The following is a 16,268-nucleotide window of genomic DNA, read 5'->3' on the forward strand; positions in this document are numbered from 1 at the left end:
TACATCCTACAAAACGGTATTTCTATCAACATGTCGAAAGTTCCTATCATAAAGATTTTCTCTACCTGATCAATTTGTTATATTTACATAGACTTGTTAAAAAAGTCCACCTCCAACAGAAATATTCAACCATGAGCAGAAACTCAAAAAAGTTATCTGCTATTTTAAACCAAAGACTGCAAATTGACATATAGAATTTTATCCAAGGAAAAGAAGTTTTATTTTACGCCAAGAAAAATAATTTTTATCATTTGGATATCTCTAATGATCATAATTTTTCTACGGATGAACTTCACAAAAAATTATGATCAAGATTTCAATGCGTTTGATGCTATCTTATTTCTTGGAGTTTTAGCATGTATGATTGTAGCTTTAGCTTTTTCCATTTTTAAAGTTAATAAAGTGCAATATTTACAAGGGAAATTTAACGGAATACTTGAATTTAAGAATGAAGAAATAGTAATTCTGAGTAAAATATATTCACTTAACGAAGTAACACATATTGGAATTGACGCAAATGATTTTAAAGGTTCTTGGGGGATTTCCAGTTTTGAGGGAAATTTAGGCGATTCTTATCGATCCAATGGAACTGACAACCATTTAAAATTACTCTTGAATAATAATCAAAATATAACCATCAACTTCGAACAGATTACAAAGAATCAAATATTTAACGAAAAACATTTTTTAATAAATTATTTTCATCTTGGGAAATTTAATTATGCAAACCTTGTTGATATAATTGGTGAAGATGATGCTTACATCGAATATAAAAAACACACCCACTAATATATTCTACGATAAAATTAAACGTTTCCACTGAAACGAAATAAAATTCTCCAACCATGAAATACCTTTTCATCCTATCACTATTTTTCTTCTCAATCAATTGTTCTACTAAAACGCCGATGCCTCTTCATGAACCCTTGAAATTGACCCAATACAAAACTGGCGAAACTGCTTTAACGCTTTATTTAAACGAAAAAAAATGGAATGAGCTTTTCCCAAACCGTTACGGAATCAACAGCAAAAATCCACAAAAGAATGCGCCTGATTTCTATTCCTTTAAATCATTTGTTGCTGCGGCACTCATTTACCCGGATTTTCTAAAAGGTGATGCCGAAACTCAAAAGCGTGAACTTGCTGCTTTTCTGGCGAATATAGCGCAGGAAACAAGCGGCGGTTGGGCAGAAGCACCGGGAGGATATTTTAAATGGGGACTTTATTTTTTAGAAGAAAAACAGGAAGGCGTACCAAACGATTATGCAGATTTTTCGAAGGTGAATTATCCTCCGGTAGCGGGCGAAAAATACTTTGGTCGTGGTCCAAAACAATTAAGCTGGAACTACAATTACGGACAGTTCAGCGAAGCGTGGTTTGGCTCAAAAGATAAATTATTGCAACATCCTGAATTGTTGTCCCAAGATCCTGTGCTTTCATTTGCTTCTGCGATCTGGTTTTGGATGACGCCTCAATTCCCGAAACCATCGTGTCATGATATTATGAATGGCAACTGGAAACCAAATGAAAAAGACATTCAAAATGGACGTTTACCAGGTTTTGGCGCAACCGTAAATGTGATCAACGGCGGTGTAGAATGTGGAAATGGAACTGATCTTCAAAAAACAAAATACAGATACGAGTATTACAAATATTTTTGCGATTATTTTAAAGTTTCGCCCGGTGATAACATCAGTTGCAGTACCCAAAAACCATTCGGACAGTAATTGCAACGAACTGAAAAAAATAAAATTTAGTAAGAGCCTATTTAAATTTACTCAAAACATCAGCTTTAGTTTCCACTTTAAAAACATTTAGATTCTAGCGTTGAAAATCTTTGATTTTCGGAACTTATATGAACTTTAAAAAGTAATTTTTCACCTAAAACTTTTGTGACTTTTGTGGTTAATTCTTTTGCCGAATTGAAGCGAGTTCTAAACACAAACTTTTAAAAAAAATAAAGCGGTCTCAATTTGAACATTTGAATTCAAATCCAGACCGCTTTAATAATTTATAAAGACAACTTAAAAGTTATTTATTATTCTCCGCTAAATAATTAGACAAAACTTTATCAACCAGTTCTTCTTTCGTTAAATGATGAAAAATGGTTTTCACTTGCTGTTTTACTTCCTCTGGAATTTCGCGATTGGGTTTTGTTTTAAAGACTTTTTTCGCCCAAACTAAAGTGTTGTTCCATTCGATCGCTGAAGCATCTGCTTTTTTGATCGGTTTAAAATGAATACCCAGTTCTTTTTCAAAAGCCGGAATTTCTTTCACTTCGTCTTCCTGAATGATCGTCATCGAAAGTCCTTTCGCTCCTGCTCTACCCGTTCTTCCACTACGGTGAACGTAAGCTTCGTGCGTGTCGGGCAAATGATAATTGACAACATACGCCAGTTCTTTCACGTCAATTCCTCTCGCAACCAGATCGGTCGCCACCAAAATATCGATATATCCTTCACGGAACTGCTCCATAATACGATCCCGAATTCCCTGCGTTAAACTTCCGTGCAATGCGCCTGAAGAAATTTTACGGATCGCCAGATTTTTCGCAAGTTTATTTACGGCAGCTTTGGTTTTACAGAAGATAATTCCTCTTCCACCTTCCTGCGAATTCAGAAAATGCAAAAGCACATCTAATTTCTCGATCGGATCAACTACAATATATTGATGATCAATACCTTCATGTCCGATTGTCGCCATATCAGAATTGATGGAAATGGCACTTTTCGACATGTAATTATGAACGATCTCCTTCAGTTCTCCCGGCATTGTGGCACTGAATAAATAAGTACGGCGCTCTTTCGGTAATACTTTCAAAATGGGCATCAGATCTTCTTTCAAAGCCTGAAACATTTCATCAGCTTCGTCTAAAACTAAGTGTTTCAAAGATTTAACATCCAGCGCACCTTTTTCCAATAGATCTAAAAAACGACCAGGAGTTGCTACAACGATATGCGTCGGCGATTTCAATTCTTCGACTTGAGATTTCACCGTGTTTCCTCCAGTAAGTAAAACAATGGAAACCTCAGGAATATACTTCCCGAGTTCTTTCAGATTACTATAAATCTGTTGACTCAATTCACGCGTTGGCGCTAAAATTAAAGTCTGAATATTTGTATTTTCAGCGTCAACCAATTGCAAAAGAGGCAATCCGAAAGCGACAGTTTTACCCGTTCCTGTTTTCGCCAGTGCGACCAAATCATCCTTTTCATCAAGAATTACAGGAATAACCTGTTCCTGAATATCGGTCGCTACCGAAATATCTAAATCGGTTAAAGAATTTTGAAGTTTTTTTATAATTCCTAAATCGGAGATCAGTCTGGACATTGTAAATTGTTTTTGCAAAGATAACCACAGTTTTCGTGAATTGTTTTCAGATCATGGTTTTATTAGAAATTTTTTGTTGCCCTGCCTTTTTGTTATCTTCACAAAGTATTAGTTTAATGCAAAGCAGAATATAAATGACGCTAAAATCTTCTCTCTACAACAAATTCTTCTATATTAATAAATGAATATGAAAAGAAATTTTTACATTTTTATCACGGTCTTCCTTACAACGATAAACTTTTTCGCACAGTCACAGGATTTTGTAAAAAGCGATGGTGTTACGCTTTCCATTCACCAAGCCAATTTGGGAAAAATTGCTTTTATGAAGGAGAATATTCCTATTGAAAATTTCAAACAATCTGACTTCTTAAAATCATTCGAATTAAAAGAAAATACTGATTTAAACATTCGCGTTTTTTTGGAAAAGTCATTAACAAATGAACTTCATTTATTAGCGCCAAAACTTTCCGCGAAAGAACTAACAGCAAACGGAAATTATCAGTTCAGCTTCTTTGTTGATGGGAAAAAAATTTATGCAGAAAACTTAAACGTGGGCGCCGGAAGTGCTGAAAATAAAAATCAAAAGTTAATATTTCGGGTTCCGCTGATCAGTTCTACTAATGAAGATTCCTGGGGACGGTTTTTGTGGAATCGGTTTTTGGCAAATGGCGGCGAAGATTCTTTCTCAACCGGAGAACATCTGCTTAAAATTGAGATTAGACCTTATCTAAAATTACCCGAAGTTTTAGTAGGAAACATCATTGCAGACGGAGAAATAAAAATAATCATCCCTGAAATAAAAGTCGATGAGCAACTGGTTAAATTTCAAACTATCCATCCTTTAAAAGACTGGAAAATTTCCAAAGAAAAAATTGATATTGCTCAAATTGAAGAACTCAACCGGAAAATTTTAACCAAAAAATACAAAGACGTCACAAGCATTGTCGTTATTAAAAATAATCAACTTTTAGTGGAAGAATATTTTAACGGCGCGACCAGAAATACGCTTCACGACACAAGATCTGTGGGAAAATCATTTGCTTCAACAATATTGGGATTTGCGATAAAAGACGGTTACATTAAAAACGAAAACCAGACTTTAAAAGATTTTTACAACCTCAAAAAGTTTAAAAACTACGCTCCGGAAAAGGAAAATATTACCTTAAAAGATTTGCTGACGATGAGTTCAACTTTTGAAGGTTCCGACATCGATTCTGATTCTCCCGGAAACGAAGAAAATATGTATCCAACTGAAAACTGGGTCAATTTTACGTTAGATCTTTCCATTGATAAAACAAAGGTTGCAGAAAAAAGATGGGATTATTTCACCGCCGGAGTTGTACTTTTGGGCGATATCATTAATAAAAAAGTTCCGGATGGTTTAGAAAAATACGCCGACAAAAAATTATTTCAACCACTCGGAATCACAAATTATAAATGGCAACTGACTCCGCAAAAAGTCGCAAATACAGCAGGAAGTTTACAAATGCGCGCGCTGGATCTTGCGAAATTCGGACAATTATATAAAAATGCCGGAGTTTGGAAAGGCAAGCAAATTCTGCCAAAAGACTGGGTCGCAAAAAGTTTATCACACCAAATAATCATTTCTGAAAATGAATTTTACGGCTATCTTTTCTGGAATAAAACGTACAAAATAAATGGTAAAAACTATGAAGTGTATTACTCCAGCGGAAATGGCGGCAACCGGATTTTTATTTTCAAAGATGAGCGGATAGTCATCGTAATTACCGCAACTGCTTACAACACGCCAAACGGAGAAAAACAGGTAGAAAAAATGATGGAAAATTATTTGATCCCGGCAGTCGCTCAATGATCAAAAATTTTTAACCTCAACACTAAAATAATTTCCTAATTTTAATATCATGAAAAACTTACAATCCGTATTAATATTTAGTTTTACAATTTTGGTCGCAACAACTTTCAGCGCTCAAATTAATTCTAAAAATATAGTCAAAGACTTTGCAGAAGCCTGCGGAAACTGGCAAGGTTCCTTAACTTACCTCGATTATTCCTCCGGAAAACCTTTCACCATGCAAGCCGATCTGGAAATTGCGAGAATTGGAAAAAGCAATCAATTTATTTTTTCAAATCGCTATCCGAAAGAATCAAACGCGAATTCGAGTGATACAATTACCATTTCGAAAGATGGAAAACACATGAACCATGAATTGGTTATTTCGAGAAAAAAACTTTCAAATAAAAATATCGAGATCATTACCACAGAATCGGGGAAAGACGGCAACGACAATAAGCCGGCAACGATAAAACACATTTACACCCTTGGAAAAAATACTTTTGTCAATAAAAAAGAAGTTCAGTTTGAGGGCGAAAAAAACTGGATAAAACGGCATGAATATTCTTACACCAAAAATATCGCAAAAGAGTAATTCAGATTTTTTCTTTCTTAACTTTGCAGCCATTATGCAAGACCAAACCTTCGACAAAACAGACTTTACAAAAAATCCTTTAGAGAAAGGCGAATATGAAAACTGTACGTTCAAAAACTGCAATTTCAGCGAAAATAACCTTTCCGATTTCAAATTTTTAGAATGTGATTTCATCGATTGCAACTTAAGTTTAGCGCAAATTAACGACACTGCTTTCCGAAATATATCCTTTAAAGACTGCAAAATGCTCGGACTGCAATTTGAACGGTGCAACCAGTTCAATCTTTCATTTTCGTTTCAAAACTGCCAGTTAAATCATTCCTCTTTTTTTCAAATGAACCTTCGGAAAACGGTTTTCAAAGACTGTCAATTACGGGAGATCGAATTTTCAGAAGCCGATTTGAGCAACGCCAGTTTTATAGACTGCGATTTATCACAAACAATTTTTCAAAACACGAATCTCGAAAAAGCGGATTTTCGCAGCGCTTTTAATTATACGATCGATCCCGAAAACAACCGTTTGAAAGGTGCAAAATTTTCTTCTGCAGGCATTTCCGGACTTTTAGAAAAGTATCAGATCAAGATCGAGAATTAATTTTTTTATTTGGCCACCTTTTTCCATTCTCCACTCCCACTTTTTTTTCCTCACCAAAACCATCTTCAAAAGAAAGGAATCGTTCCAGGAAAAAAAGAGTTCCGTTCAGGCTGGGGCGGAGATTTTCGCCAGGAAACAAGACTTTTGCAGTACTATTTTAATCCTACAATTGAAGAAATTTTTTTTCAAAAAAAAACAAAAGTAAAATACAAATTAAGTAACTTTCTAAAGCTGTAAACTTTCCGATAAATAAAAATTATCGTTCCAGATTTTCCTTTAAACTCTCTAAGCTCGATGCAATATCATTTCCGATCAACTTTTCCAGATCAACAAAATAGATGATGATGTTTAAAGGAAATGGATAAACACTGCTGAAAGTCCAGGTCACTCTTGTTTCACTTTCATTGAGTGCAGTTAACTTAATCGAAGCTACCGACTTTAAGGGAAGTGGTTTTGTGAATTGAATATTGCATCGAATTTCTTCTCCTTCGATGATTTTTGAAATAGTTTGCATGCCCGTTCCAATGCTGTTTATTTTGCTTTTCCAGGTATAGGTAAAACCAACTTCGCCATCGGTTCCACTGTATGATTTTATGTTGTCCGGATCTTTTTTGTTGTAGTAACTGTATTCGTTTTGATTTTTCAGGAATTTAATGTAGCTGAAAACTTCTTGCTTTGGTTGAGCAATTGTTATTTCCCGAACAATCTGATACTCTTTTTTCAAGTAAATCCCTAAAACAATTAGGGCAATAACAATAACTAACAAGATGATCATAATTTTATTTATAAATTAAAAAAATGCTTTAAACTCATTTAAATATCGCGGCTGAAATTTCATCATTCGGAGCACCAAAAAAAAGAGCTAATTTCAATGTTCTCATTTAAAATTTTACCGTTTATGGATTGAACCTTTCTATTATAAATATAAAGGAAAATATACCATTTTATAATAATTAGTATGTAAATTTACCAAATGAGAAAACGAATTCTCAATTAAAAATATTATTATAATGGACAACGTAATGAAAAAAGACATCGTAGCAATCGCAAGTTCAGACTGTAAAACACTTGCTGCTGCAGTAACAGCTGCAGGTTTAGTAGAAACCTTACAAAGTGAAGGACCATTTACAGTTTTTGCACCTACCGATGCTGCTTTTGCAGACATTCAGTCAAGTGTAGACACTTTGCTAAAACCAGAAAACAAAGCGGAACTTGCGAAAGTTTTAACTTACCATGTTGTAAGCGGAAAAGCACACGCAGCAGATTTATCAGACGGACAGGAATTAACAACCGTACAGGGAGGAAAATTACTTGTAAGCATTAAAGACGGAAAAGTAATGATCGGAAATGCAACAGTTACAGCTGCCGATATCGAAGCTTCAAATGGAGTAATCCACGTTATTGACACCGTATTATTACCATAGCATTTAGCTTTTGTAAAAATTGGAACAAAGCCTCACCTCATCGTGAGGCTTTGTTTTTTTTGATTCTATAGTAGAATATTTCTCAAATTCTACAGTCGCTTTCTTCCAAGATCTTTGGCTACGAATAATAATTTTAAAATTCAGGAAAATTAATTTGAAAAACGACCAAAATTAATTCTGCATTTTAAACTTTGGTATTTTACAAGTCTCTTAGACATTCATTTATATTTGAAGCAACAATATTTTGTCTTTGAAGCGAATCAAGTCGTTCTTTCCACTTTAACTTTAGTTTCACTCCATTTCGAAAAAGTTTGCATTTACAAAATGAAAGCATGGTAGAAATCATTGATCAAGCGCCAAAAATAAAGGCTCCCGTTTAAAAAACGACAGCCTTTATAATGAAAATATAAGGTTAGAGTGATTAGAAAACGCTTACTAACCTATTTAAAAAGTTTCTTTATTTAAAAAAGAATCAATCAAAAAATTATTTTTTTGACTCTTCGATAGAAACTTTTCTAAATTCTTTTAATAATTTTTCAAGTTCCAAAGTTGCTTTTCTAGCTCTTGCTCCTGCAGCTTTCACTCCTTTTTCTGATAATGAAGTTGATTCAGTTGTAAATGTTTCAAATTCAGCGTTGATTTTTTCGATTAGGTCTTTCATAATAGTATATTGTAAATTTAGATTTCAAAAATACAATTTTATACGGATATACCAAGGTTTGGGGAAATAATTATTAAAATAAATCAGACTTAAACATTCTAGAAATTTTCATCTTCATTTTGATCTAGAATTTTAAATCTTTTTTTTAGAAAATCACAATCCGCAGATCATCAATTTTATAAATATATTTGTTAAAAATATAGATCATGCAACTCGTAAAAGTGGGACTTTGCGCCTTTGGGATGAGTGGAAAAGTTTTTCACGCGCCGTTTTTAAAAGAACATCCGGGATTTTTCATGGCGGCAATTGTAGAAAGATCAAATCAGAAATCCAAAACAAAATATCCGGAAACTACCATCTTCAGATCGGTAGAAGAAATGCTCCAAAATGCAGATATCACACTGGTCGTAGTTAACACACCGGTTCAAACCCATTTTGACTATGTAAAAAAAGCTTTGGAAGCCGGTAAAAATGTCATTGTCGAAAAACCTTTCACCGTAGATGTTTCGGCAGCTGAACAACTGGTTCAGTTGGCAAAAGAAAAAGATCTGTTTCTGAGCGTTTATCAAAACCGCAGATTCGACCGCGATTATCTTCAGGTTCAAAATATTTTGGAAGATGGAAAACTCGGAACTTTAAAAGAAGTCGAGATCCGATTCGACCGTTTCCGAACCGAACCGAGTGCAAAAGAACATAAAGAAAATCCACTGCTAAAAGGTTCGGGCGCGCTTCATGATCTCGGTTCTCATCTCATCGATCAGGCGACACAGCTTTTTGGCTTTCCCGAAAAACTTTTTGCCGATGTATTTTCTATGAAAGGAAAAGAATTTGCAAACGACTATTTTGAAATTATCCTTTACTATAAAAATAATTTGCGCGTTCGTTTAAAATCTTCCGTCTTTAGCAAAGAAGCCCATTACGCTTATATTCTCCACGGTGACAAAGGAAGTTTTCTACAGGAAAGAACCGATGATCAGGAAAGCGAATTGGTTTCCGGCGCCATTCCAACTTACAATGAAGAGTGGACAAAACCTTTAACGGAATATGATGGAATCCTTAATTATTTAAACAAAGATTTCGAGACCGAAAGAATTCTCACTTCAAGCGAACCTGGAAATTACATGAATTATTACCAGGATATTTATGAGCACATCGTTTTCGGCGCAGACTTACCTTCGCCTGCAACGGAAATTATTCAGAATATGAAAATCATTGAAGCTGCATTTGAAAGTTCACGAGAAGAAAAGGTTATTTTTTTGAATAATAATATTTAAGGCAAAATTATTCTACCGTTTTTCCTTAGATTTGATTAGCAAAACTAAGATCATGAATATAAAAGCTTTCAAATATTTGTCGCCTTTGATCATTTATATTTTAGCCTGGATTTCATTTACTCAATCGGGTTGGTTCGTTTGGATTCCACTTCTTTATGTCTGGATTTTAATCCCGATAATCGAATTATTTTTTAAACCTGACGAAAAAAATCTGAGTGCAACAGAAACAGAAATTGCAAAAAAAGATTCGACTTACGATTATATGCTTTACATCATTGTAGTTTTTCAATACTTCTCGCTTTTTAAATTTTTGTCTGTTATTTCTACACCCAATTCGCCGACTTTCGATGTGATTGGTAGAATTTTCACGATGGGATTATTGTGTGGTACATTTGGAATCAATGTCGCGCATGAGTTGGGGCACCGAAAAAATAAAATGGAACAATTCTTCGCGAAAGCTTTATTACTAACTTCCCTTTATATGCATTTTTTCATTGAGCATAACAAAGGACATCACAAAAATGTATCTACACCAAAAGATCCGAGCAGCGCACGAAAAAATGAAATTTTATATTTCTTTTATTTCCGCACAATTATTTTTTCTTATCTCTCAGCTTGGGAAATTTCCACGAAAGAAATACTTAAAAAAGGAGCTTCAAAATGGAGTCTTAAAAATGAAATGCTCCAGTTTCAAATCATCCAGATCGCATTCGTTATCTTAATTTATTTTGCATTTGGCGGATTGGCTACACTCTATTTTCTGGCAGCTGCAATCATCGGTATTACGCTTTTGGAAACCATTAATTATATTGAACATTACGGTCTGAGTCGCAAAGAAACAACCAGCGGAAATTATGAACGCGCAATGCCAAAACATAGCTGGAACAGTAATCATGCATTAGGAAGATTGATGTTGTTCGAACTAAGTCGTCACAGCGATCACCATTATTTAGCGAGCAAAAAATACCAGATTTTAGATCATCATGATGAAGCGCCACAATTACCGACAGGTTATCCCGGAAGTATGATTTTAGCGCTTTTTCCACCCGCTTGGTTTTATGTGATGAACCGGAAAATAAAAAATTTAGAAAATAATTCTCCAATTTCTTGACGAACTCTTGATAAGGAGCAAGAAGAAAATCTTTTCTTTTCAAGCATTTTCCCGCTTTCCGCTGTATCTTTTTCTCCACTTCGTTACGAAAAAGGATGCCGCTGCAATCGTGGCTAAAATAAAAAGTATTTTGTTTTGCAAAAGGATCAAAGTGTAAATAGATAGAAATTAATTCAAACGCTATTCTCCAAGTTTTACTATCTTTTGCTTTCCAAATTTAAACAGGTTGAAAAATTAGGAGTGATGAACAAGTGCGATCAATCTCAACAAAATTATTAATAGTATTCATCGAAAAACTTAAAATATGACAAAAAAATATGTGCTGTTCATCATTCTAACTTTCTTTCTCTCCAAAACAAATGCGCAGTTTGTGGGTTATTATAATTTACACGACGGCGTTGTCGACATGCCCAATTCGTCCGTCGCGGTTCTAGAAAATAACGAATTTTACTTTTTCTACTATGCAGGATATAAATCCGGAACGTGGAAAAAAACTGATAAAAATACGATCGAGCTCACCGAAATAAAGGCCGATTCCGAACCACTCAAAATTTACGCAAAAGGTGGAAAAGTAACAAAAGACCTCAAAATTAATGTTATCAATTTAAGCAGTTCTTACGCGAGGATCGGTTTTTCAAAAGATGCCGTAATTCCGCAGGAAATGAAACCGGTATTTAATGATGGAGTTAATTGCTTAGGTGATCATTATGTCATCACTAAAAAGAAAGACGGTAATAATTATTTAACCATTACCATTCCTACAAATCCTAATTTCGGACACGAAAAAACCATATATCCTTACGCAGCATTGATTTACACATTTCCTTTAGCTAAGAAATACAGTGTTTTTACGGTGATTCCCGATCCGGATGCTTTACAGGAAAAACTGGTTTTTACCCTGGAGAAAAAAAATGAAAAATATAGATTCAATGACCGTAAAGATTTAGAAAAGGAAGAGATAACACCTGAAATCCTGAATGCAGTAAGTACGGTGAAAAAAACCAATCCTGGTGTTCGCGACAACAGCGATTTAGGTGAATTGATCAAGAACAGTTCCGACTCAAAGACAAGTCAGAATGAGTCTAAACTACAACCCTATTTTACAAAATATTGTCCAGGCGACGAACCCGAAATTGCGGCTGCAAAAATTGAAAACTCAGAAAAACAAACACCAACAACAAGATCAAATGGGATTTATGCCGTTCTTAACTACGTAAAATACAACTACAATGTCTCAAAATATATACTGGCAAAAGAAGCCAGTGTTACTCCAAAAGATTTTCAAAGCGTAGAAAAAATAAAACCAAATTACGGCGGAACTGAACTGCAGATCACCTTTACCAAAGCCGGAGCATTAAAATTTGCCGCATTCACTAAAACAAACATTAATAAACCCATCGCCATTGTGATCAATAAATTCATCGTTTCGGCACCTATAATTCAGTCTGAAATTTCTGGTGGAAAAGCAAACATTGCCGGAAAATTTACCGAAAAAGAAATTGATGAATTAATTAAGAACCTGAAAAAATAATCAAATCAATTTTATCCGATTATATAGGACATACTTAAAAATACAACCTGATTTAGAAAAACAGAAATCACAATTTTGAAAATGAAAAAATTATTGCTGTGTCTTACCATTTTCATCTTCGTTCAAAATTTTGCGCAATTCGCTAAAATTGTTGATAAAGATGGTTCTGTAAATGTGAGAAATGCTGCAAATGTTAAAAGCAAAATCGTCGGAAAAATAAAAACAGGCGAAATTGTTTATATTTTCAATAAGGGAGATGATTATGGCAATTGGCTCATCGTAGATTATAAAGAACCAAACGGAAATCTGCTCACAGGCTATATTTACCAGTCGAGAATTAAACGCATCAGCAGTTATGAAGAAATTCCTTCGACCGTTACTAATGAAAATGGAGTTGAATTTATTTTGCGAGACATTCATGCAAAGATCAAGTCTGAAAAATTCAATTATCAATCTCATAAAAAGTATTTTACAAAAACGAAATACGGTGGAGTTGAAATTGAGGATAAATATAAAAAACAGCAAATTTGGGGAACCGATGGCACCATTCCAACAACGCACTACACCTCAATATCTGTAGAAATTGCTAAGCAAAAAATAGAAGTTCCAGAAAGGGAGATCGAAAACTTATTCAATATCAACAATGATAATGCAAACTGCTACTATGATATTGAAACGAAAACATTATATATTTCAGCGATGAATTCCGATGGTGCCGGAACTTATGAAGTACTTTTCATTCTAAAAAATGGCGCTTATGTTGGTCGTAAAATTTATAATTCTGATTAAATAAGCACTTATCAAATTTTAAAATAAAGACGGTCAAAACGCAAAATAAAATTGTTTTTCTGCGTTTATTCTATTGCTCGATTTACATCATAATGATAAGATTTTTCTATGCAGCAAAGCTTCATTTTGGAATGATATTTCTATACCTTGCAGTCAATAAATGAGAGACCGACAATGACGAATAAAGAATTAAATTTCACCAAAGGCTTTAAATTCACCAAATATACTCCCGAAGAAATTTCCCATTTCAATCGGGTTTTTGATGTTTTTAAAGATCTCCTCACGCACACTTCCGGCGATATTGAAGAAGCTTTCGAATGGCTGGAAATGCTCGATAAAGAGTATGATATTTTTACCGACGAATATACCCTCGAAAATTTTGAAGAAGATCTGAAAAAACGCGGCTATATTAAAGAAGAGGACAAAGACAAGGATGGAAACACCGGAACCGGCAAGGGAAAAAACATTCTCACCGCCAAACTCGAAGCAGCCTTAAGAGAATTCGCACTGGATCAAATTTTCGGGAAACTTAAAAAAAGCGGTATCGGAAATCACAACACTAAAAAAGTGGGCGTTGGAGACGAACGTGATGGAGAAAACCGTACTTTTCAATATGGCGACGATCTTTCCACAGTGAACATGACTGAAAGTTTGAAAAATGCCCAGATCAACAATGGGATTTCAGATCTGCATTTAACTGAAGATGACCTCATCGTAGAAGAAACAAAACACAAAGCCCAAATGAGTACGGTTTTGATGATCGACATCAGTCACTCCATGATCTTATACGGCGAAGACCGAATTACTCCCGCGAAAAAAGTCGCGATGGCGTTGGTAGAATTGATCAAGCGAAAATATCCGAAAGATTCCATCGATATTATTGTGTTTGGAAATGAAGCGTGGCCCATTAAAATTAAAGATCTACCCTATCTAAAAGTCGGACCTTATCATACGAATACCGTTGCAGGATTAGAATTAGCCATGGATATTCTGCGCCGAAAAAGAAATACCAATAAGCAGATCTTCATGATCACCGACGGAAAACCAAGTTGTATTCAATTGCCGAGCGGCGAATTTTACATGAACAGTAATGGATTAGATGAAATGATCGTTACGCAATGTTTAACGAAAGCGGCGCAAGCCAGAAAATTAAAAATTCCCATCACGACATTTATGATCGCGCAAGATCCTTATCTGCGAAAATTTGTGGAAGCTTTTACGGCTCAAAATCAAGGAAAAGCATTCTTAACCGGACTTTCCGGATTGGGAGAAATGATCTTTGAAGATTACGAAAAGAATAGAATAAAAAGAATTTAGAAATTTCAAAAATAATAAACTGATAGATCAACCATTTTCAATCAGACTATTTCAAAATAAATAAATCATCATAATAAATACATGAAAAAAGATATCACATTCAAAGAATTAAAAGATTCAGGTTACATCGATAAAAGCATCAATGAAGAAATTCAGGCAAACTTAATTGCAAAAATAAAAGCAAAGGATCCTGTTTTTGAAGGACTTTGGGGGTATGAAGACACCGTAGTTCCGCAATTGAAAAAAGCAATTTTGGCGGGACATCACATTAATCTTTTAGGCTTACGTGGACAAGCGAAAACAAAGATCGCAAGAAGCATGGTCAGTTTACTCGATGAATACATGCCCATCGTGAAAGGTTCCGAAATTAATGACAGTCCGTTTCATCCGATCTCTAAATATTCAAGAGATTTGATAGAAGAGAACGGCGATGAGACCATGATTTCCTGGGTGCACCGATCGAACCGTTTCTTCGAGAAATTAGCGACTCCAGATGTAAATGTGGCCGATTTAATTGGAGACATTGATCCCATAAAAGCGGCGACTTTAAAATTGCCATATTCCGATGAGCGCGTTTTGCATTACGGAATGATTCCCCGTGCTAACCGCTGCATTTTTGTTTTGAATGAATTACCCGATCTTCAGGCAAGAATTCAGGTCTCCTTATTTAATATTTTACAGGAAGGAGATATTCAGATCCGTGGATTTCAACTAAGAATGCCGTTGGATATTCAGTTTGTCTTTACCGCAAATCCGGAAGATTACACGAACAGAGGAAGTATTGTTACGCCTTTAAAGGACAGAATTGGCTCCCAAATTTTCACGCATTATCCAAAAACCATCGCTTTAGCGAAACAAATTACAGAGCAGGAAGCTAAAGTGTCAACAGAAGATAAAGCGCAGATCGAAGTGCCAAATTTAGCAAAAGATCTGCTTGAAGAAGTTGCTTTTGCCGCAAGAGACAGCGAATATGTCGATGCAAAAAGTGGCGTAAGTGCTAGATTAACCATTAGCGCAATGGAAAATTTAATGGCGGCTGCAAAACTACGTTTGATCGAATCAGATTCGAAAAAAACAAGCGTTCGATTGAGTGATTTTATGTCCATTATTCCATCGATCACCGGAAAGATTGAGTTGGTTTATGAAGGCGAGCAAGAAGGTGCAGATCATGTTGCCAAGATTTTGATCGACAAAGCAGTAATGACACAATTTGAAAGCATTTTCCCAAAAATCTCCAAACTGGAAAAAGAAGGTCGGAAAAACGCCTACACCGATGTCATTAATTGGTTTGACAAAGGCGTCATCGAATTAAATTACGAGGATACCGATGAAGAATATTTCAAAAAATTGAAAAAGATAACGCCATTAGGTGACGTCGTTGAAGAATATGCCTCTGAACTAAGCAAAGCCGACAAAAACTTCTGCAAGGAATTGATCTTATGGGCTTTGACCATCAGTAAAAAATTAGACAAGTCCGAAAGTGACAACACTTTCACTTTTGACTCTGCCGGAATTGGAAAATATTACAGCAATTAAAAGCTGAACTTTTATAAACATTGAAATAGATTGAGATAAAAAATACATCCAATCTTTCTTAGTTATTTAAGCAAAAGGCGCTCAGTATAATGAGCGCCTTTTTTATTGTAGAAAAATTCTAACTTAAATCGTATTCTTTCAAAAAATTAAAAAAGTGACGTTAAATTTACATATTTGAATAACTGCTGAAAAGTCAATTTTTACGATTTAATCTGCCGATAATTCCAGATTATTTTAAATGAGAAGATTTTAATGATCCACTTTTTTGCAGGTTAAAGAGAGTTTCGCCTCC

General features: G+C 34.9%; 15 protein-coding genes. 12 read left to right on the plus strand and 3 right to left on the minus strand.

Annotated elements, in window-relative coordinates:
- Positions 1 to 285: 285 nt before the first annotated feature.
- Together IV494_RS06695 and IV494_RS06700 are read left to right on the plus strand one after the other, a co-directional pair.
- Positions 286 to 789: a hypothetical protein gene (locus tag IV494_RS06695; protein ID WP_196079359.1), complete on the plus strand. Its 504-nt coding sequence runs from the start codon at positions 286 to 288 to the stop codon at positions 787 to 789.
- Between the two features lie 56 nt (positions 790 to 845).
- Complete coding sequence (locus IV494_RS06700) at positions 846 to 1,727, plus strand: chitinase (protein WP_196079360.1); 882 nt, start codon at positions 846 to 848, stop codon at positions 1,725 to 1,727.
- A 304-nt stretch (positions 1,728 to 2,031) separates the two neighbouring features.
- Here IV494_RS06700 and IV494_RS06705 read toward each other — a convergent pair whose 3' ends face one another.
- A complete protein-coding gene (locus IV494_RS06705) occupies positions 2,032 to 3,330 on the minus strand; it encodes a DEAD/DEAH box helicase (protein ID WP_196079361.1) in 1,299 nt (432 codons plus the stop codon).
- A 187-nt stretch (positions 3,331 to 3,517) separates the two neighbouring features.
- Between IV494_RS06705 and IV494_RS06710 the strand changes: the two genes are divergently transcribed.
- The 3 genes from IV494_RS06710 to IV494_RS06720 are packed head-to-tail and all read left to right on the plus strand — an operon-like array spanning position 3,518 to position 6,333.
- Positions 3,518 to 5,164 carry a serine hydrolase domain-containing protein gene (locus IV494_RS06710; RefSeq protein WP_196079362.1) on the plus strand — a complete coding sequence of 549 codons (1,647 nt, stop codon included), beginning with the start codon at positions 3,518 to 3,520 and terminating at the stop codon, positions 5,162 to 5,164.
- A 49-nt stretch (positions 5,165 to 5,213) separates the two neighbouring features.
- The gene (locus tag IV494_RS06715) at positions 5,214 to 5,738 is read left to right on the plus strand and encodes a hypothetical protein (protein ID WP_196079363.1); all 525 of its coding nucleotides are present in this window, start codon (positions 5,214 to 5,216) and stop codon (positions 5,736 to 5,738) included.
- The gene (locus tag IV494_RS06720; protein ID WP_230379925.1) at positions 5,701 to 6,333 is read left to right on the plus strand and encodes a pentapeptide repeat-containing protein; all 633 of its coding nucleotides are present in this window, start codon (positions 5,701 to 5,703) and stop codon (positions 6,331 to 6,333) included. The genes IV494_RS06715 and IV494_RS06720 overlap by 38 nt, the downstream gene beginning before the upstream one ends.
- A 256-nt stretch (positions 6,334 to 6,589) precedes the next feature.
- Here the strand turns inward: IV494_RS06720 and IV494_RS06725 are convergent, their stop codons facing one another.
- A complete protein-coding gene (locus tag IV494_RS06725) occupies positions 6,590 to 7,108 on the minus strand; it encodes an SRPBCC family protein (RefSeq protein ID WP_196079364.1) in 519 nt (172 codons plus the stop codon).
- A 235-nt stretch (positions 7,109 to 7,343) separates the two neighbouring features.
- Here IV494_RS06725 and IV494_RS06730 point away from each other — a divergent pair, with 235 nt between their 5' ends.
- On the plus strand, positions 7,344 to 7,757 hold the full coding sequence (locus tag IV494_RS06730) for a fasciclin domain-containing protein (RefSeq protein ID WP_196079365.1): 414 nt from the start codon (positions 7,344 to 7,346) through the stop codon (positions 7,755 to 7,757).
- A 484-nt stretch (positions 7,758 to 8,241) separates the two neighbouring features.
- Here the strand turns inward: IV494_RS06730 and IV494_RS06735 are convergent, their stop codons facing one another.
- Positions 8,242 to 8,418: a histone H1 gene (locus tag IV494_RS06735; RefSeq protein WP_196079366.1), complete on the minus strand. Its 177-nt coding sequence runs from the start codon at positions 8,416 to 8,418 to the stop codon at positions 8,242 to 8,244.
- Positions 8,419 to 8,624: 206 nt separating this feature from the next.
- Between IV494_RS06735 and IV494_RS06740 the strand changes: the two genes are divergently transcribed.
- From IV494_RS06740 to IV494_RS06765, 6 genes are all read left to right on the plus strand, one after another.
- On the plus strand, positions 8,625 to 9,692 hold the full coding sequence (locus tag IV494_RS06740) for a Gfo/Idh/MocA family oxidoreductase (RefSeq protein WP_196079367.1): 1,068 nt from the start codon (positions 8,625 to 8,627) through the stop codon (positions 9,690 to 9,692).
- Positions 9,693 to 9,744: 52 nt separating this feature from the next.
- Complete coding sequence (locus tag IV494_RS06745) at positions 9,745 to 10,803, plus strand: alkane 1-monooxygenase (RefSeq protein ID WP_196079368.1); 1,059 nt, start codon at positions 9,745 to 9,747, stop codon at positions 10,801 to 10,803.
- Positions 10,804 to 11,107: 304 nt separating this feature from the next.
- On the plus strand, positions 11,108 to 12,334 hold the full coding sequence (locus IV494_RS06750; protein WP_196079369.1) for a SecDF P1 head subdomain-containing protein: 1,227 nt from the start codon (positions 11,108 to 11,110) through the stop codon (positions 12,332 to 12,334).
- An 81-nt stretch (positions 12,335 to 12,415) separates the two neighbouring features.
- Positions 12,416 to 13,123 carry an SH3 domain-containing protein gene (locus IV494_RS06755; RefSeq protein WP_196079370.1) on the plus strand — a complete coding sequence of 236 codons (708 nt, stop codon included), beginning with the start codon at positions 12,416 to 12,418 and terminating at the stop codon, positions 13,121 to 13,123.
- Between the two features lie 174 nt (positions 13,124 to 13,297).
- Positions 13,298 to 14,440 carry a vWA domain-containing protein gene (locus IV494_RS06760; protein WP_196079371.1) on the plus strand — a complete coding sequence of 381 codons (1,143 nt, stop codon included), beginning with the start codon at positions 13,298 to 13,300 and terminating at the stop codon, positions 14,438 to 14,440.
- 81 nt (positions 14,441 to 14,521) lie between these two features.
- Positions 14,522 to 15,976 carry a sigma 54-interacting transcriptional regulator gene (locus IV494_RS06765; protein ID WP_196079372.1) on the plus strand — a complete coding sequence of 485 codons (1,455 nt, stop codon included), beginning with the start codon at positions 14,522 to 14,524 and terminating at the stop codon, positions 15,974 to 15,976.
- The last annotated feature ends 292 nt before the right edge of the window (positions 15,977 to 16,268 follow it).

It is taken from the genome of Kaistella gelatinilytica, from assembly GCF_015679325.1.
Classification (GTDB): domain Bacteria; phylum Bacteroidota; class Bacteroidia; order Flavobacteriales; family Weeksellaceae; genus Kaistella; species Kaistella gelatinilytica.